The organism is Micromonospora haikouensis, assembly GCF_000876225.1.
GTDB classification, from domain to species: domain Bacteria; phylum Actinomycetota; class Actinomycetes; order Mycobacteriales; family Micromonosporaceae; genus Micromonospora; species Micromonospora haikouensis.
In genome coordinates this window covers 77,991-99,767 of the sequence record NZ_JXSX01000001.1, presented here as the reverse complement: position 1 = coordinate 99,767, position 21,777 = coordinate 77,991, and the positions used below count along the sequence as shown (strand labels likewise).

The 21,777-nt window shown below is 72.2% G+C and carries 18 protein-coding genes; 9 read left to right on the top strand and 9 right to left on the bottom strand.

All coding sequences use genetic code 11. The annotated features are described in order from the left end of the window. Nucleotides 1-5: 5 nt before the first annotated feature. From TK50_RS00400 to TK50_RS00390, 3 genes are read right to left on the bottom strand one after another with little or no spacing between them, the layout of a single operon-like run. Nucleotides 6-1,256 (bottom strand): MFS transporter, encoded by a 1,251-nt coding sequence (locus tag TK50_RS00400; RefSeq protein WP_043960793.1) that lies wholly within the window; start codon nt 1,254-1,256, stop codon nt 6-8. A 31-nt stretch (nt 1,257-1,287) separates the two neighbouring features. Continuing rightward, on the bottom strand, nt 1,288-2,550 hold the full coding sequence (locus TK50_RS00395) for an ATP-grasp domain-containing protein (RefSeq protein WP_043960792.1): 1,263 nt from the start codon (nt 2,548-2,550) through the stop codon (nt 1,288-1,290). Between the two features lie 19 nt (nt 2,551-2,569). Beyond that, the gene (locus tag TK50_RS00390) at nt 2,570-3,868 is read right to left on the bottom strand and encodes a serine hydroxymethyltransferase (protein WP_043960791.1); all 1,299 of its coding nucleotides are present in this window, start codon (nt 3,866-3,868) and stop codon (nt 2,570-2,572) included. A gap of 419 nt (nt 3,869-4,287) precedes the next feature. On the opposite strand from TK50_RS00390, the gene TK50_RS00385 reads away from it, so the two are divergent. Together TK50_RS00385 and TK50_RS00380 are read left to right on the top strand one after the other, a co-directional pair. After that, on the top strand, nt 4,288-5,022 hold the full coding sequence (locus TK50_RS00385) for a hypothetical protein (RefSeq protein ID WP_052503551.1): 735 nt from the start codon (nt 4,288-4,290) through the stop codon (nt 5,020-5,022). A gap of 107 nt (nt 5,023-5,129) precedes the next feature. Then, a complete protein-coding gene (locus TK50_RS00380) occupies nt 5,130-5,537 on the top strand; it encodes a nitroreductase family deazaflavin-dependent oxidoreductase (protein WP_043960789.1) in 408 nt (135 codons plus the stop codon). Nucleotides 5,538-5,564: 27 nt separating this feature from the next. On the opposite strand, the gene TK50_RS00375 is transcribed toward TK50_RS00380, so the two are convergent. Together TK50_RS00375 and TK50_RS00370 are read right to left on the bottom strand one after the other, a co-directional pair. Further along, nucleotides 5,565-7,601, bottom strand: a complete 2,037-nt coding sequence (locus TK50_RS00375; protein ID WP_043960788.1) for an ABC transporter permease — start codon at nt 7,599-7,601, stop codon at nt 5,565-5,567. Beyond that, nucleotides 7,598-9,025, bottom strand: a complete 1,428-nt coding sequence (locus tag TK50_RS00370; RefSeq protein ID WP_043960787.1) for an extracellular solute-binding protein — start codon at nt 9,023-9,025, stop codon at nt 7,598-7,600. Before TK50_RS00370 ends, TK50_RS00375 begins: the two co-directional genes overlap by 4 nt. 482 nt (nt 9,026-9,507) lie before the next feature. On the opposite strand from TK50_RS00370, the gene TK50_RS00365 reads away from it, so the two are divergent. The 6 genes from TK50_RS00365 to TK50_RS00340 all read left to right on the top strand — a co-directional run bounded on the left by TK50_RS00365 (nt 9,508) and on the right by TK50_RS00340 (nt 16,568). After that, entirely contained in the window at nt 9,508-11,037 is a 1,530-nt protein-coding gene (locus tag TK50_RS00365) for an RICIN domain-containing protein (protein ID WP_052503550.1), read from the top strand. A gap of 89 nt (nt 11,038-11,126) precedes the next feature. Beyond that, on the top strand, nt 11,127-11,921 hold the full coding sequence (locus TK50_RS00360) for a PrsW family intramembrane metalloprotease (protein ID WP_043960786.1): 795 nt from the start codon (nt 11,127-11,129) through the stop codon (nt 11,919-11,921). Nucleotides 11,922-12,115: 194 nt separating this feature from the next. After that, nucleotides 12,116-14,074, top strand: coding sequence for a carboxypeptidase-like regulatory domain-containing protein (locus tag TK50_RS00355; protein ID WP_043960785.1), 1,959 nt, complete (start codon nt 12,116-12,118; stop codon nt 14,072-14,074). A gap of 360 nt (nt 14,075-14,434) precedes the next feature. Further along, nucleotides 14,435-15,208, top strand: a complete 774-nt coding sequence (locus TK50_RS00350) for a hypothetical protein (RefSeq protein ID WP_199485947.1) — start codon at nt 14,435-14,437, stop codon at nt 15,206-15,208. A gap of 28 nt (nt 15,209-15,236) precedes the next feature. Next, on the top strand, nt 15,237-15,734 hold the full coding sequence (locus tag TK50_RS00345) for a YcxB family protein (protein ID WP_043960783.1): 498 nt from the start codon (nt 15,237-15,239) through the stop codon (nt 15,732-15,734). Nucleotides 15,735-15,821: 87 nt separating this feature from the next. Then, nucleotides 15,822-16,568, top strand: a complete 747-nt coding sequence (locus tag TK50_RS00340) for a hypothetical protein (protein WP_144420109.1) — start codon at nt 15,822-15,824, stop codon at nt 16,566-16,568. 69 nt (nt 16,569-16,637) lie between these two features. Here TK50_RS00340 and TK50_RS00335 read toward each other — a convergent pair whose 3' ends face one another. Both TK50_RS00335 and TK50_RS00330 read right to left on the bottom strand, forming a co-directional pair. Continuing rightward, complete coding sequence (locus TK50_RS00335) at nt 16,638-17,495, bottom strand: Rossmann-fold NAD(P)-binding domain-containing protein (RefSeq protein ID WP_043960781.1); 858 nt, start codon at nt 17,493-17,495, stop codon at nt 16,638-16,640. Next, a complete protein-coding gene (locus tag TK50_RS00330) occupies nt 17,492-17,908 on the bottom strand; it encodes a nuclear transport factor 2 family protein (RefSeq protein ID WP_144420108.1) in 417 nt (138 codons plus the stop codon). Before TK50_RS00330 ends, TK50_RS00335 begins: the two co-directional genes overlap by 4 nt. A gap of 107 nt (nt 17,909-18,015) precedes the next feature. Here TK50_RS00330 and TK50_RS00325 point away from each other — a divergent pair, with 107 nt between their 5' ends. Next, on the top strand, nt 18,016-18,615 hold the full coding sequence (locus TK50_RS00325; RefSeq protein WP_043960780.1) for a TetR/AcrR family transcriptional regulator: 600 nt from the start codon (nt 18,016-18,018) through the stop codon (nt 18,613-18,615). Here TK50_RS00325 and TK50_RS00320 read toward each other — a convergent pair. Both TK50_RS00320 and TK50_RS00315 read right to left on the bottom strand, forming a co-directional pair. Then, nucleotides 18,591-19,025, bottom strand: coding sequence for a globin domain-containing protein (locus TK50_RS00320; protein WP_043960779.1), 435 nt, complete (start codon nt 19,023-19,025; stop codon nt 18,591-18,593). The two genes, TK50_RS00325 and TK50_RS00320, sit on opposite strands and share 25 nt — an antisense overlap. Further along, the gene (locus TK50_RS00315; RefSeq protein ID WP_052503549.1) at nt 19,022-21,646 is read right to left on the bottom strand and encodes an AAA family ATPase; all 2,625 of its coding nucleotides are present in this window, start codon (nt 21,644-21,646) and stop codon (nt 19,022-19,024) included. Before TK50_RS00315 ends, TK50_RS00320 begins: the two co-directional genes overlap by 4 nt. Between the last annotated feature and the right edge of the window lie 131 nt (nt 21,647-21,777).

Here is a 21,777-nt window from a genome sequence, read left to right as displayed (position 1 = left end):
CGTCTTCAGGAGGGGCGGGCGCCCTGCGGGATGGCCGGCGGCGCGACCACCGCCGCCCGGCCGGCGGCGCGGCGGGCCCGGCGTTCGGTCCCGACCACGGTGGCCAGCGCGGCCACCGCCACCGCCAGGAGCACGGCGGGGAGCCCGTACCGGTCGGTGAGCGCCCCCACGGCGATCACGGTGACGGTCATCCCGGAGAACGCGACCCCGTAGAAGAGGACCATCACGGCGGGCAGGTCGCCCTGGTCGGTGCGGGCCAGCACGACGCCGAAGGAGACCAGGTACACGATCTCGAAGACCATCGTGTAGACGAAGTAGCTGGCGAAGGCCGGTGCCGTCCGGTGCGTGGCGAACGGCACCAGCATCAGTCCGGCGGTCAGCGCGAAGAGCAGGCGGACCGGCAGCCGCCAGCGCGCCGGCAGGCCGACCATCACCAGGACCATCCCGGCGACGATCCCGGAGACGCTCACCGCCTCCAGCCAGGCCGCGCCACTGGCCGGCGTGCCGAGCCAGGTCAGGGGGAGCCAGACCCGGGCGATCTGGTTCACCCCCTGGAAGAGCACCACGGTCGCGACCAGGTAGCTGAACGCCCGGGTCAGCTCCGTGTCCCGCCGCAGCACCCCCAGCGAGCGACGCCACACCCCGGACGCCACGCCGGCTCCGCTGCCCGGGGCGGGCGCGGGCGGCAGGGCCCGGCAGCAGGCCGCCGAGACCGCGAAGCCCACCGAGGCGAGCGCGGCCACGACGACGACCGGCACCCGGCCGATCACCACCCCGCCGACCAGGCCCCCGGCCGTCGACCCCAGGAAGTACGCGCTGTTCAGCAGGGTGTTGCCCCGCTCCACCAGTTCGTCCGGGAGGTATGTCTTGATGGCCACCCCCCGGGCGGACTTCGTCGTCATCTCCAGGAAGCCCCGGGCGACGAGGAGCAGGAAGACCGGGAGGAAGGCGGCCCCGAAGACGACCCCGATGCCGAGCGACACCACCACCGAGACCAGGTCGAGCCGCACCATGAGGGTCCGGGTCGGCAGCCGGTCACAGAGGCGGGTGGCGATCGGCATCAGCACGATCAGCGGCAGGAACTGCGCGGCGAAGACCAGCCCGGCGGCGAGGGCCTCCCCGCTGCGCTGGTAGTACGCCACCGAGAGCGCGACGAGCAGCAGGCCGGTCCCGATCGTGCTGACGAACATGCTGCTCCACAGCGCGACGAACGGCCGGGACCGGGCCAGCGTACGGAGGCTGTCGCGGGTTTCCATCGTGCCGCCTTCCCTCACTCGGGCGTGCCGGTCACCGGATCAGCGGTACGCCGACGCTCTTCTCGAAGAGGCCCAGCAGGTTGTCCGCCTCCCGGCTCGCCTCGGCCAGGTCCGCGCCCCGCACCTGGTAGCGCGCCAGGATCTCCAGCTCGGCGACCTGCGCCCCGGGCGTCAACCGGTACGGGTCGAAGGCGATGACCCGGTCGTCGTACTGGTCGAGCCACTCCAGCGGGATCTCGTCGGCGAGCCGGCCCGCCCGCAACGGCATCAGCTTCCGGGTCGTCACGCACGAGGTCGCCACCGGCAGCGGCTCCTCGACCGGCTGGCCCAGGTGGATCCGGAGCAGGCTGTCGTGGATGTTCACCCCGGTCACGTGCTGGTAGAGGCTGGGCATCACCCCGCCCATCAGCCGGGGGTTCGCCTCGACCAGGACCGGCCCGTCGGCGGTGACCATCAGCTCGATGTGGAAGATCCCCAGGTCGAGGCCGAGGGCCCGGCAGACCTCCTCGGCGTACGCGAAGCACCGGTCGGCGGTCGCGGGCGTGACGTCCGCGGGCATGAACGCGCCCATCTCCACGCACTCGTTGGTGATCGCCCGGGGGCGTCCGGAGAGCATGAACCGGTAGAAGCGCCCGTTCCCGGCCCCCAGCTCGGCGGAGACGAGGTCCCCGATCAGGTACTGCTCGACCAGCACGCCCCGGGTGAACTGGTCGTGCATCAGCCGAGGGAGCCGCTCGACCTCGTCGAGCACCCGGCGGGCCGCGTCCGCCACCTCGGCGGGCGTGTCGGCGCGGAACGCGAGGATGCTGTCGGCGCCGCTCGGCGGCTTCACGATGACCGGCAGGCCGATCGCCTCGGCCGCCGCGACGGCCTCGGAGACGGTCGACGAGACCGCGTAGCGGGCGGAGGCGAGCCCGGCCGCCGCGAGCCGCTCCCGGGTGCGTCCCTTGTGCCGCGCGGTGACCACGGCGTCGGTGTCGGTGAACGGCAGGCCGAGTTCCCGGGCCATCAGCGCGGTGGCCTCCACGCAGAACTCGTTCTGCGTGATCACCGCGTCGACCGGCTCCTCGGCCAGCACGGCACGGACCGTCGCGGTGAGCGCCGCGACGTCGCTCGCCATCTCGATCCGGCGGCTGCGGTGCACGGCGGCCAGGACCGCTGCGGTCTCGGCGTTGTCCGGGTACATCCGGTAGTCGGTCGAGGTGATCAACGTGACCCGGTGCCCGGCGGACAGGGCCCGCCGCATGGCGTCGATGCCCGGCACGTTCGAGTCGACGAAGAGAATGTGTGCCATCGGTCCACCCTCCGGTGGGTCAGTGCTGGTGGATGGGGAACCGGCCGGCCAACTCCTCGACCTGGGTCCGGACCTCGGTCTCGATCTTGGCGATGTGCTCGGGCTGGTTGACCAGGCCGTCGAGGACGTCGGCGACGAGCCCGGCGAGGACGCGCAGCTCCGCGTCGCGCAGCCCTCGGGTGGTCACCGCCGAGGTGCCGAAGCGCAGCCCGGAGGTGACCGACGGCTTGTGCGGGTCACCGGGGACGAGGTTCTTGTTGCAGGGGATGCCGGCGTTCTCCAGGCTGCGTTCGGCGACGTTGCCGGTGAGGCCGTGCCGGCGCAGGTCCACCATGACGATCGGCGTGTCCGTGCCACCGGTGACGATGTCGTAGCCACGGTCGGCGAGGACCGCGCCGAGCCGGCGGGCGTTGGCGAGCACCGCCTCGGCGTACTCCCGGAAGTCCGGTCGGAGGGCCTCGCCGAAGGCGACCGCCTTCGCGGCGATGAACTCGGGCAGCGGGCCGCCCTGCACGCCCGGGAAGATCGCCGAGTCCAGTCGCCGGCCCAGATCGGGGTCGTCGGTGAGGATCAGGCCGCCCCGGGGCCCGCGCAGGTTCTTGTTGGTCGTGCTGGTCACCACGTGCGTGTGGGGGAAGGGGGAGGGGTGCACCCCCGCCGCCACCAGGCCCGCGAAGTGGGCGATGTCCGCCAGCAGGTACGCCCCGATCTCGTCGCAGACGGCCCGGATCCGGGCGAAGTCGACGGCCCTCGGGTACGACGAGCCGCCGACGACCACCAGCTTCGGGCGGTGCTCTCGGGCGAGTGCGGTGAGCTGGTCGTAGTCGATTAGGCCGCTCTGCGGGTCGATGCCGTAGCTGACCACGGTGAAGTACCGGCCGGAGAAGTTCGAGCGTAGGCCGTGGCTGAGGTGGCCGCCCGCATCCAGCGACATGCTGAGGACGGTGTCGCCCGGCTGGAGCAGGGCGAAGAAAACCGCCTGGTTGGCCTGGGTGCCGGAATGTGGCTGGACATTCGCGTACCGGCATTTGAAAAGTTCTTTCGCCCGGTCCCGGGCGAGGTTTTCGATGACGTCGAGATTGTCCATTCCGGCATGGAACCGCTTGCCCGGGTAGCCCTCGATGGTGGTGAAGGAAACGATCGATCGAAACGCTTCCCGAGTGGCCATGCTGGCGTAGTTCTTGGGGGCGAGCAGCTCCAGTTGGCGCTGCTGGCGGCCCTCCTCCCGGCTGATCGCCTCCTGCACGCCGGGGTCGGACCGGTCGAGCCCGGCATTGAAGAATGCGTCGACCGGCTCGGTGAACGCGCGCATGGGCATCGCCCCTCCAGCGAGGATGAGAATGCGTTGAAGCGGATCGGTTGACCGGGGTCCGCGAGAATTCAGGGGCGTCTCTCCCTGTGACGGGGGTAATTCAAACAGTAGCGATGGTCGATGTCAACACTGCCCATGCTCTTCTCCTCCTGTTCACGGAAAGGCCACATGGGTCGATGTCTAACGATTGTTAAGTCGCACCCCGGTCGGCCGGCTTCCAGGATGGACGGTGGTGAGCTGCCGCTTCCTCCGCGGCGGTGCTCGTCGAACCGGGGGGACCGACGGCAGTTACCGGATTAATGTGAATCCGTGATTGCGGGACGGCGCATTGCCGGTTCAGGCCGGACGGTGACGCGCCGGTCGCCAACTCCACCCACGGCCCGCCCGGCCCGCCGGAGTCGTACCCCTGGTCCAGACTGCGTGGCGTGGACCTGACGCATGCGTTCGCCGCCCTGCTCGGGCGGTCCGATCTTCCCGCCGGCTCCTACGACGCCTACTACGGCGGCGACACCCTCGACGAGTTCCTGTTTCCGGCCCCCTGGCTCACCCCGGCCGCCCTCGCGTCGTCCGCCCCGGTCGCGTTGCCAGACGTCGCCTGCTACCTCGACGACGACCATGCGGCCCTCGCCTGGGAGTTCGACCTGGCCAACTCGCTGTTCGCGGTCGAGTGGGCCGACGACGTGCTGCCGGCGGCGTTCCTCGCCGACGTGCGGGCGGCCGATCCCGACATGCTCGTACGCGGCGCCGACCTGGGCGTGCTGCTCGCCCGCCACGGCATCGAACTGGCGGCCAAGTCGGCGCGGCGCCTGAGGTACCGCATCACGGCGCTGCTGCGCCTGGCCACGGACGGCACGCTCCACGACGCCATGCGCATGGCGACGTTCACGCACCGCCTGCCGGCGCTGGCCGTGCTCGGTTCGAACAGTCAGCGGCGGGTCGAGCAGCGCTGGGCGGAGGCGCTGGCCGGGGTCGAGCCGCCGGAGCTGCGTGACCACCTGCGCCTGCACTGCCTGGAGCCGTTCTGGTCGCGGGCCGCGGGTGCCTGCTACCTGGGCGCGAGCGAGTGGCCGACCGGCACCTCGGCCCTCGACGGTCGGCGCAAGCTGGTGGCGGGCTGGGAGTTCGGCGAGTCCCAGTCCGGGGTGGCCGTGGTCGGCTGAGCAGGATCTGAGTCCCGCCCCGCCCCGCACCGGTTGCGCTGTCGTGTCCGGCCGGAGCTGGCAGGATGGTGCGCAGGAAACCGGGGCGGGCGGGGCGAGGAGTGGTCATGAGCGACTGGAACGAGAAGGTCATCGCCGAGTTCCGCGCCAACGGTGGACGGGTGGGCGGCCAGTTCGCCGGTGCCCCGCTGCTGCTGTTGCACACCGTCGGCGCCAGGAGCGGCCAGGCCCGCGTGAATCCGATGATGTACCAGGAGGTGGACGGCGGCTACGCCGTGTTCGCGTCCAAGGCCGGCGCGCCCACGAATCCCGACTGGTACCACAACGTGCTCGCCCATCCCCGGGTGCGGGCCGAGATCGGCACGGAGACGGTCGAGCTGGTCGCCAGGGTCGCCGCCGGGGACGAGCGGGAGCGGATCTGGAGCGCGCAGAAGGCCGCGTATCCGGGCTTCGCCGACTACGAGCGGAAGACCGACCGCCAGATCCCGGTCGTCGTGCTGGAGCCCGCGCCGTAGCCGGTGACGGTGCGCTGACATGCCGGGTCAGCCCTTCACCGCGCCCGCCGTGAGCCCCTCGGTCAGGAAGCGCTGCCCGAAGGCGTACATGATCACCACGGGGATGCTGACGAGCAGCGACGCCGCCGCGAGCTGCCCCTGCGGCACCACGTCCCCGGTGATCATCGACTGCATCCCGACGGAAAGGGTCTTGTACTCGTCCTTCGTGATGAACACGAAGGCGAAGAGGAACTCGTTCCACGCGTTGGTCAGGGTGAACAGCGCGACCGCCAGCAGTCCCGGCTTGGCCAGGGGCAGCACCACCCGGCCGAACGCCTGGAGGCGGGTGCAGCCGTCGACCAGCGCGGCCTCCTCCAACTCGACGGGGATCGACGCGAAGTATCCGGTCAGCAGCCAGGTGGCGAACGGAAGCGTGAACGTCGGGTACGTCACCACCAGGGACCACAACGAGTCGGTGAGCCGCGCCCCGATGAGCAGCTGGTAGAGCGGGATGAACAGCAGCGCGCCCGGCATGACGTAGGTGATCAGCACCGTGACGGTGAAGCCCTGCGCCCCGCGGAACCGCAGCCGGGCCAGCGCGTAGCCGGCGAGGGCGGCGCAGACCAGCGCCACCACGGTGGACGCCACGGACACCAGCACCGTGTTGACGTACCAGCGGCCGAAGGGCTTGGTGGCGAAGAGGTCGGTGAACTGCTGCAGGGTCCACGGGGTCGGCCACAGGTCGTGGACGCGCATGACGATCTGACCCTCGGACTTGAAGGCCGTGACGGCGATCCAGTACAGCGGGGCCAGGACGAAGGCCAGCAACAGGGCCAGGGCGGCACCGGACGCCAGCCCGGACACCAGCGCCGACGACCGGCGGCTTCCCCGTGCGCCGAGCGCCGAGACCACCCGGCCGACCGCCGCCGCGACCAGCAGGAGCACCCCGAGGAGCAGCGCCGCCTTCCAGGCGATGTGTGGCGACGCCCAGACCAGCAGGCCGGCGACCACCGCGGCGACCGCCCACGGCAGGGCCTTCCGCGCGGTACGGGCCGTCGACGCGGTACGGGCCTTCCGCGTCGCGCGGGCCCGGCGGGGCGGCTCGGTGCCGGCGTCCCGGCGCAACAGCCGGACCAGCACGTACACCAGGCCGCCGATGACCGGCAGCATCACGAGCGTGACCGCCGCCCCCGCGCCGTACTGCAGTTGCAGGATCGCCTTCGAGTACGCGACCAGCACGTACGGTGCCGTCGCGTTGCCGGGGCCGCCCTGCGTCAGCAACCAGATGAGGTCGAAGTTGTTGAACGTCCAGATCGACGACAGGGTCACCGTCACGGTGATCACGTGGCGCAGCCCCGGCAGCGTCACGTGGGCGAACCGCTGCCACGGCGAGGCGCCGTCGACGGTCGCCGCCTCGTAGAGGTCCGCCGGGATGGCCTTCAACCCCGCGAGGAACGCGACGGTGAAGAACGGCACGCCCTTCCACACGTTGACTCCGATCACCGACGGCATGGCCAGCGACGCCTCGGACAGCCAGCCCGCCGGCCAGGCTTCGACCAGGTGCGCCCTGGCCAGCAGCGGCCCGATCCCCGAGTCGGTGAGCAGGACGTTGACGCTGCCGAAGATCGGGTCGAGCAGCGCGCGCCAACTGAACGCCGTGACCACCGTCGGCACCACCCACGGCAACAGGAGCAGCCCGGCCAGCACGGCCCGGCCACGGCGCAGCTGGTGCAGCAGCAGGGCGGCCGACAGCCCCAGCACCACCTTGAACACCTCGGCGTAGGCGGTGAAGACGAACGAGTTCACCACGCCCGTGCGGAACTGCTCGTCGTCGGCCAGGGCGGCGTAGTTGGCCAGGCCGACGAACACGCTGTGCTGCCCGTGCCGTTCCGTGGTGCTGGTGACGATGGACCAGGCGATCGGCACGAGCACGAGGCTGCCGACCAGCACGGCCGTGGGCGCCAGGAACAGCGCCGCGAGCCGCCAGTCGCGGCCCAGCCGTCGCTGGGTGGCGGTGAGGGAGCCGGACCCCGGCGGCGGGGGCGCTGCCGCCGCCGGGGCCGATGCCGACCGGGTGGACGTCACTGCGGCAGCCCCTGCTGGGTGAAGATCTGCACCATCTTGGCGTGGGCGGCCTGCACGGCCTGCGCCGGCGGCGTGCCCTGGATGACCTGCTGCATCATGTCGGTGAGGACGTAGGCCCCGACGGCGGCCTGCTGGCCCGCGCTGGCCTTCTGCGGGAAGTCCAGGCCGTTCTTCGTGGACAGCGGCAGCGTCTGCTGGGTGATCTTGCGCATCACGGGGAACGCCGGGTCGCCGCTGGTGAAGAACGGGTCGGCGTCCCAGACCTTGTCCCAGGCGGGCAGCGCCAGGCCGGGTGCCTCCTTCGCCACCCCGAGCAGCGCGGGCGCGGTGATCAGGTATTGCGCCAGGAGCTTGGCGAGTGCGGCGTTCTTGGCGCCCTTGAAGACGACGAAGCTCTGGGACTGGCCGAGCAGCAGGGACGTGTCGGTGGCCGGCCCGGTGCAGTCGGCGAAGACGTGGGTGTTGGCGTAGACGGGGTTCTTCTTCGTCTTGGAGTCCGCGTAGACGCTGAACTGGTTGCGGGTGTAGCCGAGGATCCCGGCGAGCCAGTTCTCGTTGTTGCTGGAGTCGGTCCAGGCGGCCACGCCCGGCGGCAGCATCGGCTTGAACCGGGGGTTGGTGTAGATGTCGGCGAGGAAGGTCACCGCCTGCACCGTCTCGGGCGAGTCGAACGTGACCTTCCTGCCGTCGTTGGAGGCGATCGCCCCGCCGTACGAGTTGATCAACGCCTCGATCATGCCGTTGGCGTCGCCGGACCGGTTCACGGTCATGCCCCAGCCGAACCTGCGCTTGCCCGGATCGGAGATCGCCAGGCACACGTCCCGCAACTCCTCCCAGGTGTAGACGTCCTTGGGGGAGATGCCCTTGTCCTGCATCCAGTCCTTGCGCAGGAACGACCCGATCCCGATGAAGTGGTAGGGGATGGCGAACCATCTGCCGTCGAAGACGCAGTAGTTCTTGGACTCGGCGGTGGGCTCGCCGTACTTCGCCGTCAGCGCCTGGACGACGTCCGTCACGTCCTCCAGGTCGCCCAGCGCCTGGAACTGCGCGACGAACCGCGAGTCGGTCATGAACGCGAGGTCACGTGCCACGCCACCCTCGACCTCGGCGTGGATCTTGGCGACCGCGTCACCGGCGTCGGCCTGCACCAGGCTGTTGCCGATCTTCGTGCCGGTGGCGTCGGCGAAGTTCTTGATCGAGCTGTCGAGCGCCGCGTTCGCCGCCTCCGAGTACAGCTTCTGCGACAGCATCCCCATCGAGGAGCCCCGCAGCGCTGCCGCAGCGTCGATCAGTTCCTTCGGGACCTCGGCCTGCACGCGGGGCGCCGACGAGGTGTCCCCGCACGCGGCCAGGCCGGCCGCGCCGAGCAGTCCCACCCCCATGCCCAGAAAGCCGCGTCGGGTGCGTAACGGGTTGTCCTCCATGGCCTGTCGCCTCCTTCGCCTCGCCGCTGCACGCCGGAGGCGGCCGAGAGGCGTGCTGCCCTCTCTGGGCGCAGGCGACCCGCACACGAGGGCGCTTGCCCGGTCGGGTGGTCGCAGCCGGCCTCTGGCGCGCAGTCATCGGAAAAGTTGCCCCGGTGCGCGGTGGCCCTCCCCCGACCTGTTCCGGGACACGCGCCGCTGGCCCGACATCGGCTGGCCGGCGGTGCGCTCACTTTACACATTTCGGAAAGTCGCGCCTAGGGGTGGAGCGATTTCCGGAAATCAGATCAGCATCATCGAAGATCAATGTCTGTGGTCAACCGGTGACTCGTTCGGCGGGGTGTTGCCATTGAGGGTGGTCGCGCTGTAAGCGTCCTTGTTCGCGGTGGGGGAGGGTCGATTCAAGCGAGCAGTCTCGATGTCTTGACAGCCCGGATGAGATCGCTAACACTGGGCCGAAACGTGGAGTTAACAGCCAGAACATGCTGCCCGCACCGTTCCTGGAGGACGTCGTGACCGTGGTTTCCCGTCGAGTGGCCCGGTCGTCACGTCGGTTGCTGATCGCGCTGGTGACCGCGCTGGCAGCGATGGTCGGCGGCGTCGCCGTCGTGTCGACACCGGCCGTTGCCGCCACCAGTCAGTTCCGTGGCATGAACTGGGCCGTGCTGGGTGACAACTTCAGCACCGGCCCCCTCGTCGTGCAGGGCCTGAGTTCGTCCGACAGCAATGCGACGGTACGGGCCAAGGCGAACGCCCTCTATGACGACATGGCCGCCACCATGGGGGTCAACACCATCCGGCTGCCCATCAACACCCACACGGTGGGGACGGCGTGGTGGGAGGCCTATCGAGGCGCCATCGACGCCGCCACCGCCCGCGGTTTCAAGGTCATCCTTGCCTACTGGGAGGACGGCGCCGCCTCCGGCGGCAGGATCACGAACCTCACCGCGTGGAACGCGATGTGGTCCACCGTGACCAACGCGTACGGCTCGAACCCCAACGTCTACTTCGAGCCGATGAACGAGCCGCACGGCTACAGCTCGACGGAGTGGCGCAACGTCGCCGCCAACTGGCTCAGCTACCACTACTCGGCGGTGCCCGGCCGGGTGCTCATCGGCGGTACCGGCTTCAGCCAGGACCTGCGGGACATCTGCAACGACAGCCGCTTCAACGCGACGCTGCTGTCGTTCCACTACTACGCCTTCTTCTACGGCGAGATGACCTACGACGCCTTTCGGAGCCACATCCAGGCCCGGCTCGGCAACTGCGCCTCCCGGGCGGTCGCCACCGAGTTCGGCGCGCCCATGAACGACGGCCGCAACTACGCCGACGCCAACAGCACCGACAACTTCGTCCGCTACATCCGCGCCATGGCGCAGGTCATGCGCGACAACCAGATGGGCGGCACCTACTGGCCCGCCCTCGGCGGCAAGCCCGGCAGCATCGGTTACGACTGGTACTCGATGTACTCGCTCGGCGGCAGCGGCACCGACCTCAACCTCACCGTCCGCAACCCCTCCGGCGCCGACCGGGTCCGCTACGGGTGGGGCGACACCATCGGCAGCGAACCCACGACGCCTCCGCCGGCCACGGGGACGTACTACCGGGTCACCGTGCGCCACAGCGGCAAGGCCATGGACGTCCAGCAGCCGAACACCGACAACGGCGCGCGCGTCGGCCAGTACACGTACGGCGGCAACGCGTGGCAGCAGTGGCAGTTCCAGGACGCAGGTAGCGGCTACTGGCGCATCGTCAGCCGGCACAGCGGGAAGTGCCTCGACGTGGTGGGCGCCTCCACCGCCGACGGTGCCGAGCTGATCCAGTACACCTGCGGCAGCGGCACGAACCAGCAGTTCCAGATGGTCGCCAACGGCAGCTACTTCCAGCTCCGGGCGCGGCACAGCGGCAGGTGCGTGGACGTGCCCGCCGCGTCGACCGCCGACGGCGTGGTCCTCAAGCAGTACGCGTGCAACACCGGCACCAACCAGCAGTGGTCGCGTACGGCAGTCTGACGACCGGCCGGTCGTGTCCCGTCGGCGGCGCGGAAGTGATGGCTGAGCGCACCTTCCGGCCCCGACCCTGACCTTGGAATACTCCCGGCATGGCCAAGTTCGGACGCCGGTGGGCGTGGGTAGCCGTCCTCGTGCTCGGCGTAGCCCTGTACATGCTCGTGCTGGCGACGCTCGTCGACACCCGGAACATCAACTTCATTCCGGCGCTCATCATGCTCGGCTCGTCCATCGCCCCCGCGACGTTCCTGACGTTCGCGCAGGGTCGCTCGGGCCACTGGCAGGTGCCCGGGTCGGTGATCGCGGCGGCGGCGTTCTTCGGCGGCATCATCGGCGTGGTCGCCGCCGGCTGGCTGGAGTACGACACCCTGCGCAGCCTCGGCGTCCTGCCGATGCTGTTCGTGGGGCTGATCGAGGAGACCGCCAAGCTGGTCGCCCCCGTGCTGATCCTGCTGTTCTGGTGGCGACACCGCTCGGCCAGCAACGGCCTGGTCATCGGCGTCGCCAGCGGCGCCGGGTTCGCCGCCCTGGAGACCATGGGGTACGCGTTCACCGCCCTCGTCCAGTCCCAGGGCAACCTCGGCGACGTCGAGCAGACGCTGCTCGTGCGCGGGCTGACCGCCCCCGCCGCCCACCTGTCCTGGACCGGGCTGACCGCAGGCGCGCTGTTCGCGCTCGCCGCCGCGCCCAGCGCGCGCCGGGTGATCGTGTTCGGGGCGACGTTCGTCGCCGCGGTGGCGTTGCACGCGTGCTGGGACACCTTCGCCAGCCAGATCGCGTACGTGGTCGTCGGCCTCGTCTCGCTGGGCTGGGTGCTGCTGCAGATGCACCTGTACCGCCGGGCCGATTCCCGGGCCCGGATCGCGGGACCGCCGATGGCCGGGTGACAGCCGGCCGACCGTGAGCCGCGCCGCTCAGGCGCAGCCGCGACAGTGCAGCTGCTGGTGGTGCCACCCCGCTGCCTCGCCGGGCTCATGACGGGCTCTCATCGTCGTCCGGCCCGGCTCCGAGGTGCCGCTGCGACCGTGGTGGCGAGAACCGGGCCACCCGGCCCGCCGCCCAGCACACCCCGAGGAGCAGCATGCGCAGACGCCTCCTGACGGCGTTCGTCGTCCTGGCCGTGGCCGCGGCCGTGCCGCCGGCGAGCGCACGGACGCGACCGGCTACCTCCCCCGGCCCACACTACGAACCGATCGAGGTCGTCGCGACGATCCCCTTCCCCGGCGGGGTGGTCCCGCAGGATCCCAAGACCGGCGGCACCAACTTCAGCGCCGACCTGGCCCCCGACGGCCGGCACATCGTCACCACCTTCGCGCCCACCGAAGGGGAGAAGCAGGTCGGGGTGATGGACCTCGACGGGACCGGCTTCCGCTGCATCACCTGCGGCAGGATGAAGTCGGCCTGGAGCCCGGACATCTTCCCCGACCAACGGCGGATGCTGGTGCAGGTTCCCAGCCCCGTCGACAGGGTGACGGAAGCGCTGCCGGACGGGCTCAACCCGCTCTCCGCCGGCACCGGCGACCAGAGCTACGCGGTCGTCGAGTGCCTGCCGAGCGTCTACGACTGCCGGACCCTGCGGCGGCAACCACTGGAGTTCCCCCGCAACTCCCTCCTTGAGGGGGCGCAGAACCGGACGGTGTCCGTCTCGCCGGACGGCAGGTACGTCAAGTGGGCGGAGATCCGGACGCTCCAGGGCTCGGTGATGGTCATCGGCCGGCTCCACGCCGACGGCACGAAGTACACCGTGCGGGATCCGCTCGTGCTGAACCCGCCGTACCGCCTCGACTCGGACGTGGCCGCGTGGTCCGACGGCAGCCGCTACTACGAGACGGGCGCCTTCGCCGACGGCGGCCGGACCCTCAAGTACGGCACGGAGGGCACGGCGCTCAACTACGACATCTACGAGCTGGACCTGGCCACCGGGCGGCGCACCCGCGTCACGACGGACCTCGACTACAACGAGCTGTACGCCGCCTCGCCCGACGGCACCAGCCTCGCCTACAGCTCCGGCCGGGGCCTCGACCGGATGACCGTGTTCTCCCAGGTGACCCGGCCGCCGCTGATCGACCTGATGAGCTTCTCCCAGCTCGGACGGATCGCGCTGTGGAACAACCGGCTGTGCATGAACGAGATGTGGCTCATGCCCCGGGGAACCCAGTCCGGCACCTACGGCGGGCAGCCCGTCGTCCCCGAGGACAACTGGCACATCCGTGGTTGGAGCTGGTTCGCCGACGGCACGAGGGCACTCGTCACCGAGTTCCGGGACCCGTCCGAGGTCGCGCCGGGCAACCCCGCCGACCGGGTCCGGCTGCAGATCCTGTCCTTCCCCGACCGGAAGCCGACCGCCCCGAAGCCGGTCGTCGATCTCGACACGGTCGACATGGCCAGCTGGGCGATCCCCTACGACCGCTACGTCGGGATGGGGGCCCACGCGGTGACCGACCGGACGATCAAGGGCAAGGCCGCCGGCACCGCCCGAGTCCGGTATCTCGGCACGTTCGCCGCCGGGTCGTGGACCGTCGACTACGACCACTACTCCGAGGACGGCGTCACGTTCCTCGACGGCTCGGAGAGCATGGCCACCCCCAGCCCGGTCCTCCTCGGCGTCTACCAGGCCGACCTGAGCCTCACCGGCAGCCGGCGCGGCTACCTCCGGGCCGACCTCACCGTCCTCGGGCAGGACCGGTATCGGGGCAGCATCGAAAGCGAGGTCGACGGCAGGCGACTCGGCGGCGTACCGACGCAGGCGACGTGCCCCGGCGTACACCAGCCCGGCCTGCGCCTCACCGCCACCGCCACCGCCACCGCCGTGACCGCCGGCACCGCCCGGATCCGGGTGACGGTCGACAGCCGCGTGCCGGCCGACGCGACGTACCGCCCGGTGGCCGGCGCCACCGTCGAGGCCGGCGGGGTCACCGCGACGACGGGCGCGGACGGCACCGTCTCGTTCGACGTGCCCGCCGCGTCAGGTGACGTGCTGTCGGTCCGCGCCGACGCGGGCGGCTTCCGGCCGGCCGACGTGCGGCTGACCGCCGGGTGAGCCCGGTGGGGCCGGCCGACAGCCTCGCCGGCCCCACCGCCTCCGGGGCGCGCGGTGCCCGCGCCGGTCGTCGCGCCGACCGGAACGGCGCTCATGGTCGTCGATATTGCCGGAACGGGTGCGGCGTGCTGGAATGGATCACATCGCCGCAGCACGGGGGCAACCGCGCTGGGAACGGTGAGCACGGGAGCATCGCAGCGCCGGCACCGCGCCGCTTCGGCGGGCGCGTGCCGCATCGCCGGGCAGTTCCGCGACGACGGGCAGGTGCCCCGCCGTCCGTTTCCCGTCCCGCACGACCGAGACGTGCGACCTCCGACCCGCCGCAAACGGCCGAGGCTCCGGACGTCATGGAGGATGACCATGCGCAGTTTCCTCGCGGTGCTCACCGCCGCCCTGATCATCGGCAGCGCCGCCGGCAGCGTCCCGGCCGGTGCGTCGGGCGTCTCCCCGCGGTCCTGCGACCGTGGCCTGCTCTTCTGCGAAGACTTCGAGCGGCTGCCGCCCGGCGGTCCCAGCACGTTGAAGTGGGGCGTCGACACGCGCAACGGCACGCTCACCGTCGAGCGGGCCCGCCACGGCAACCAGGTGCTGCACGTCCACACCGTCGACAACGGACGCGCCTTCCTGCGCGTCGACGACTTCGCCGCACCGGGCAACCGCTTCTTCGGCCGGATGCGCCTGCGCGTCGACGCCTTCCCCACCGCCCCCGACTGGGCGCACTTCACGCTGGTGGAGGCGACCGGCACGGGCAGCTCGGAGGTCGTGCGCCCGGTCGGCGGCCAGTACGCGCCGACGGTCCCCGGAACCTTCTGGGGCGTGGGCGCCGACGGCGGCCCGACCGGCGACTGGACCAACTGGCGGGAGTCCGCCCCGGTCACCGAGGACACCTGGCAGTGCTTCGAGTGGGAACTCGACCCGGCGGACAACCGCGTCGCGGTGTGGATCGACGGCGTGGCGAACCCGGAGCTGACCGCCTCCACGACCGAACACGGCGGCAACGACGTCCCCTTCGTCCTGCCGGCGGTCGACACGGTCAAGATCGGCTGGCAGCTCTACCAGGGCGGCACCACGCCGGGCGAGTTCGACCTCTGGATCGACGACATCGCGCTCTCCACCCAGCGGCTCGGCTGCTGAGGCCGGGCCGGGGCACTATCGTTCTGGCGTGCACATCCGCTTCGACGTACCCGCCGACCCTGACTACCCGGGCCGCGTGGCCGCGGCGCTCAGCAGCGTCCGGCTGCGGAGGTACGGCCTGGTCGGCGCGGTGCTGACGGTGGTCGGGGTGATCGGGTTCGCCGTCTCGCGGGGGTCCGCGCGGGGCGAGCAGTTCTCGTCGCTGTGGCTGGCGATGCTCGTGGGCGGCCTGCTGTCGATGCTGTACGCGCCGTGGGTGCGGTGGCGGGCCCGGCGGCGGTCCGGCAGCTATGCCGTCGAGGGCGGCTACGACATCACCGACACCAACATCATGATGCGCAGCGGCTCGGAGTCCGGCGGCATCGCGTGGGACGGGGTCGATCAGGTGCGGGTCACCCCGGAGTTCTGGATCGTGTACGTCGGCCGGATGCCGGCGACCGTGATCCCACGTGGCCTGATGTCCACCGAGGACGCCGAGACGCTGCGCGCCTTCATGACCGCACGCGGGCTGCTCCAGGACCGGTGACCCGTCCTGCACCGACGGGCCCGTCGGTGCAGGACGGTCCGGTTCCGGGGCAGCGGGGAGGGACCCGTGGCCGGCAGAATAGGCCCGGTGAGGGCGGTCTCCCGGTGGTTGGTGTACGGCTCGGTGGCGCTGTGCGCCGTGGTGGTGCTGCTGGCGGCCGGCACGTACTGGTTCTTCCTCCGCCCCTCGGATCCGCTGCACGACAGCGCGGTCGCCGACGCCGCCAAGAAGGTGGACGCCGTGGAGCAGCGCTTCGACTACGACCACATCTACAAGGCCGACGACTTCGTGCACTCCGCCGGCCAGCACCCCGACGTCACGGTGCTCTCGGTGCGGGGCGAGACCCACTGGCAGACCGGCGTGACCCTGGTGCTGCGGGTCGTCGGGCACGGCGTCGAACTCGGCGCGGACCGGTCGGTGATCGACGAGCGGGACGTGCCGATCTGCTTCCGCCTCGATCTGGGGCCCGACGAGGACAGCCGCGCCGACGACGTCGACTGCCCGGCCGGCGAGCCCGTGCCGGTCAGCAGGGACCCGTCGCTGCGGGGCGTCGACGACCGGCTGGCGAAGGCGTTGGACAAGGCCGAGCCCACGGAGGCGTCCGTCCGGGCCGCGCTCGCCGGGCTCGGGATCGATCCCGCCGTACGCCAGGAGGTCCTCGGCCAGGGCGGCCAGGTCGGCGTGGCCCTGCGGGCGGCGCAGTACGACTGCGTCATGGCCCGCGTCACCGCCGGCGGTGCCCGGCTCTGGCGGCCTTCGCACACCCAGCTCGCGCCGGGCGAGCTGAGCTGCTCGGCGGAGGTGGCCCTGAGCGGCGTCTTCGGCCGGGACTGACGGACGTCCCGCTGCCGGGCCGGTGGAAGCCGACCCGAAAGCGGGACCGGGCGGGTGCCTCTCCGGGCGTCAGGCGCCCGGTCGCCCCGCGCCGCCCACGGTCGGGAGCCCGTCGGGCAGGCGGTCCCGGCAGAAGTCCCGGAACGACCGGGGCGGGCGGCCGGTCACGTCCGCGACGGTGCTGGTGGTCCGGTCCTCCGCGCCGGCTGCGATCGCCGTGTCGAGCCCCGCGAGGAGCCGGGCGAAGTCGGGCGGGAGGCCGTGCGCCTCGTGGTACGCCGCGAGCGCGTCCTCGTCGACGGCACGGTGCCGGACCGGCCGGCCGCCGATGTCGGTGAGGATCGCGGCGACGTCGGCGTAGCTCAGCGCCTCGGGGCCGGTGATGACGTGCTCGGTGTCGTGCGGCGTCGGGTCGGTGAGGGCGCGCACCGCCACCTCGGCGATGTCGGCCGGGTCGACGAACCCGACTCGGGCGTCGCCGGTGGCGCTGACGATCTCGCCGCGTTCCCGGGTGCTCGTCGCGTGCGGGTGGTCGCCCACGAAGTTCTCCATGAACCAGGACGGCCGCAGCACCGCCCACTCGGGAAACATCCCGCCCAGCCGGGACTGCACCTCTCCCAGCCCCGGCTCGCCCGCCTCGATCGCCGAGGAGCTGAGCAGGACGGCCCGTCGCACCCCGGCCTGCCGGGCCAGGCCCAGGAAGGGCAGCATGACCTGTGCCGGGTCGGCGTCGCCGACGGGCGCGATCAGGTACAGGCCGGTCGCGCCGTCCAGCGCGGCCGCGTGCGTGCTGCGGTCGTACCAGTCGAAGCGGACGTCTCCGGCGGATGCCCGGCGGCTGGCGACGCGGGTCGGGTGGGTGGTGGCGGCGAGTCTGGCGGTGACGAGCCGGCCGGTCGTTCCGGTGCCCCCGATGACGAGGATCATGAGTGCAGCAGCCCTTCGCCGAGCAGCTCCTGCGCGGCCTGCGGATTCCAGTAGTCGCGGTAGCGCACGATGCGTCCGTCGCGGATGGTCAGCACGGCGATGTACCGCAGCTGGTACGGCCTCCCGGTGGCGACGACGACGCCGGAGGCGGTGAACTCGGCGACGACCACCGTCGGGTCTGCGGTCTCGTGCACGGTGACGTCGGTGATCTCGCGGACGTCGAGGAGCTGCGGATAGTCGATGAGGTAGTCGTGCAGGGCGGCCCGGCCGGCCACCCGGTCCGGCTGCCCGGCCGGCGCGAAGGGGAGTTCCAGCACGGCGTCGTCGGCGAACAGTGCGATGAATCCCGCCATGTCCTTGGCGAGCAGGAGATCCATGGCCTGGTGGAACAGGTCGGTGGCGGGGTGCGACACGGTCGTCCCTTCGTCGTCGGTGGCCGTTCGCTGCGGACTACCATTAGCGGACGGCTGGTCCGTTTCCAGCTTAGCGGACCGCTGGTCCGTTTGCGAGGGGGTGGGGTGTGCGCGCCGACGCGGTACGCAATCGTGAGGCGGTGCTGGCCGCGGCGGACCGGCTGTTCGGTGCCGCGACCGACCCCGAGCAGGTCTCCATGGACGACATCGTCGCCGCCGCGGGCGTGGGCAAGGGCACGCTGTTCCGCCACTTCGGCGACCGGGTGGGCCTCGTCCGCGCCCTCTACGAGAGACGCGGCGACGACCTGCGGGCGGCCCTCGCGGCGGACGGAGCGGGCGGTTCACCTGCCGAACGGGCCCTGCACCTGCTCCGCGAGTTGGTCAGGTTCAAGCGGGACAACCGGGTGCTGACCCTGGCCCTGGAGAACGCGGGCGACGGCAGCCCCTACCGCACCGAGTCCTACGAGCACTGGCACGCCCTGCTGGCCGCCCTCGTGTCCGAGGCGCGCGGCCCGCAAGCGGCGGACTACCTCGCCCACGCCCTGCTGGCGGCCGTCCGTAGCGACCTCGTGGAGCACCTGCGCGACTGGTCCGCCGAGCAATGGGACGCCGGACTGGGCGCACTGACCCGGTCGGTGCTGGGCGGCGGGACGGCCACCGGCGGCCCCGGTCCGGGGATACGTCAGCGGCGGAACAACGACGGCTGACGGGCCCGGGTGGTGCCCATCATCATCGCCTCGGACACCATGTCGTACGCGCCCCGCCAGGCGCTCGCGCGCGCCTCGGTCCACGCCTCGCCCAACTCGGCCGCGAACGACTCCAGCAGCAGGTCGCGGAAGAGCCGGTAGTGGGCGGCGCGGACCCCGTACCCGCCGTGCCGGGCCCCGAGCAGCCGGGCCCGGGCCAGGAACCCGTCGAGATCCGGGATCGCCGCCACGATGGTCTGCAACTCCTCGGCGAACTTCTCCCGCTGGCCGGCCAGCTCCGCGGGGAACATCGCCCGCAGTTCCGGGTGGTGGGCGAACACCCGTCCGTAGAAGTCGTCGGCCACCGCGTCCAACCGGGGGGCCATCGCCCGCAGGCTGTCCCGCACCAGCTCCACCTGCTCCGGGCTCACGCCGCACCGTCCTCTCCGGCGCGGGCCCGACCCACCGGCCCGATCATCTCGGCCAGCTCGCTGCGGCTGTTCACCCCGCACTTGGCGTAGATGCTCTGCAGATGGTTGTCCACGGTGCGCACCGAGATGACCAGTGTCTCGGCGATGCTGCGGCTGCTCTGGCCCCCGGCGACCAGCAGCGCGATCTCGCGTTCCCGGGCGGTCAGCGGCTGCTGCGCCGACGAGGTGAGCAGGCCCGGCGTGCGCGCCCCCTCGCAGCGCGCGGCGAGCGCCGCCGCCTGGTTGGCGCACAGCGCCGCCTGCCGGGGGCGGCCCGCGGACCGGTGCAGGTCGGCGGCGGTGACCAGCGCCTCCGCCGCGAGCAGGTCCGCACCGCACGCCTCGAACGCGCGGGCCACCGCCGTGAGCGCCTCCGGGTCGCGGTCGAGCACCGCCCGGGCGTGCCCGACCCGCGCGGCGGCGAGCTGGCCCTGCACGCCCGACACCGTGAGCAGCTGCCGGGCGGCGTCCTGGTCGCCGAGCCGCACCGCGTCGTGCAGCAGCTCCACGGCCAGCCCCCGCCGGCCCCGGCCCAGCGCGGTCGTGGCCCCGGCCAGCAGCTCCCGGCGGGCCTCCCGCTGCTGCCCCGCGCCGGCCAGCGCCCAGGCCCGGGAAGCCGGCGTGACGAGGTCGCGCTCCGAGTCGTCGAGCGGTTCGTCCGGGGCCGGCGCGCCCTGCCAGGCCAGCGAGACGACCAGCCCGGACAGCGCCCCGCCGAGGGCCGCCGGGCGGCCGGTCCCGCGCAGCTGGGCGAGCGCCTCCCGGAAGTGCCGTTCGGCGGTGACGACCAGGCCGCGCAGCAACGCGATCGCGCCGAGCTGGGCCGAGAAGACCCCGATCAGCGAATCGACGCCGTCGCCGACGGCCAGGCGCAGGCCCCGCCGGACGGCCTGCGCCGCCTCGTCGAGGCGGCCCTGCCGCAGCAGCGCCTCGCCGAGCACGGTGAGCTGGGTGGCCGGGTGCGACACCACCATCCGGTGGTCGAGCCGCTGGTGCAGGTCGACGCCCCGTTCCGCGCCGGCCACCGCGTCGACCACCCGCCCGGCGTCGACCAGCAGGGTGGCCTGCGTCCGCAGCCACAGCACCCGGCTGAGGTCGTGGTGCTCGTCGGCGGGCTCGTCGCCCAGCCGCCGCAGCGCCGAGTCCGTGTCCGTCTCGTTCAGCAGCAGCGCCTCCACCGCGGCGAGCGCCGGATGGTCGGGCGGCACCTGGGCGCGTACGTCCGCCAGGCAGGCGTCCGCCCCGGCCACGTCGCGCAGGCCGTGCAGCAGGTTGAGTGCCCGGGTCACCGCGAGCCGCAGCAACGGGGGCCCGCCGGCCACCCCCGCCGCCGCGGCGAACGCCCGCTCCGCCTCGACGTAGCGGGCCTGCTCGTGCAGGGCCGCGCCGAGCAGCAGGCCGACCGCCGGATCGGGGCCGTGCCGCAGCGCGGCCTCCGCCAGGCGCGCGGTGCGGGGCAGGTCGTGTGCGAACCGGGCCAGGTGGGCGGCCCGGGCCAGCAGGTCCGGGTCGGCGGTGCCGGTCGCGTCGAGCCGCCACGAGGCCAGTCGCAGCGGGTCCCCACTGCGCCGGGCCCCGTACGCCTCGATCCGGTCGGCCTGGGTGAGCAACAGCGACCGGGCGCGCAGCCGGGGCATGGCCCGTTGCAGCGCCTGGGCGTGCAGCGGATGGACCAGGGTGAGGTCCTGTCGGCGACCGTCCTCCCGGACCTGGACCAGGCCCTGCTCCTCCAGATCGGCCAGGACGTCCATCGGGGCGTGCGCCAGCAGGTCGTCCACGCCCAGCGGCTCGCACAGGGCCAGCAGTTCGAGCACCGCGCGGTGCCCGGGGGTCAGGGCGTGCAGCCGTCGGCTGACCATCTCCACCACGCCGGCGCTGCCGGTCAGCGGGCCGGTCAGCCGCCACGTCCCGTCGGCGCAGACGAGGGTGCCGTCCCGCTGCCCGCAGCTCACGAGTTCCCGCAGGTAGAGCACGTTGCCCTGGCTCGCCTGCCAGAGCGCCTCGCTGGCCGCGGCGCTGACCGGGCCGCCGAGGGCGAAGTGGAGCAGGGTCTCGACGCTGCGCCGTTCCAGCGAGTCGAGCCGCAGCCGCAGCGCCCGCCCGTCCCGCCACCGGCTGTCCAGCGCGTCCGGCACCTGGCTCTCGGTGCGTTGGGTGGCGATCACGAAGAGGCTGCCGTCGGCCAGCAGGAACTGCAACAACGCCAGGGAGACCGTGTCGAGCAGGTCGACGTCGTCCACCGCGAGGACGAAACGCCGGCCGCCGGTCTGCTCGCGCAGCCGGTGGCGCACCGCCTCGAAGAGTTGGTGCGGATCGGCCAGTTGGACCTGGGCCGGCAGCAGCGGGGCCAGCGCGGACAGCGGTACGGCGGAGGCGCTGGCGGTGGCGGCCACGTGCGCGACCGGGTGGCCCCGGGACTCCGCTTCGGCCAGGCACTCCCGCGCCAGCCGGCTCTTGCCGACCCCGGAGGCGCCGGTCAGCAGCACCGCGTCGAGGTGCCCGGCGACGAGCGCGTCGGTCACCTGTTCCACCTCGGCGTGCCGGCCGACGAACGGCCAACCGATCGCGGTCGCAGTCGCCACCGTCGCCCCCTGTCCCGCCCGGTCGCCCCGGTGCCGGCAGCACGGCCCGCCAGCCGGCCCGGCGGGGCCAATCCTCGCACCCGTGGCGGCGGCCGGTGATCATCCGAAGGCACAGCACGGCTCGGGCGGCC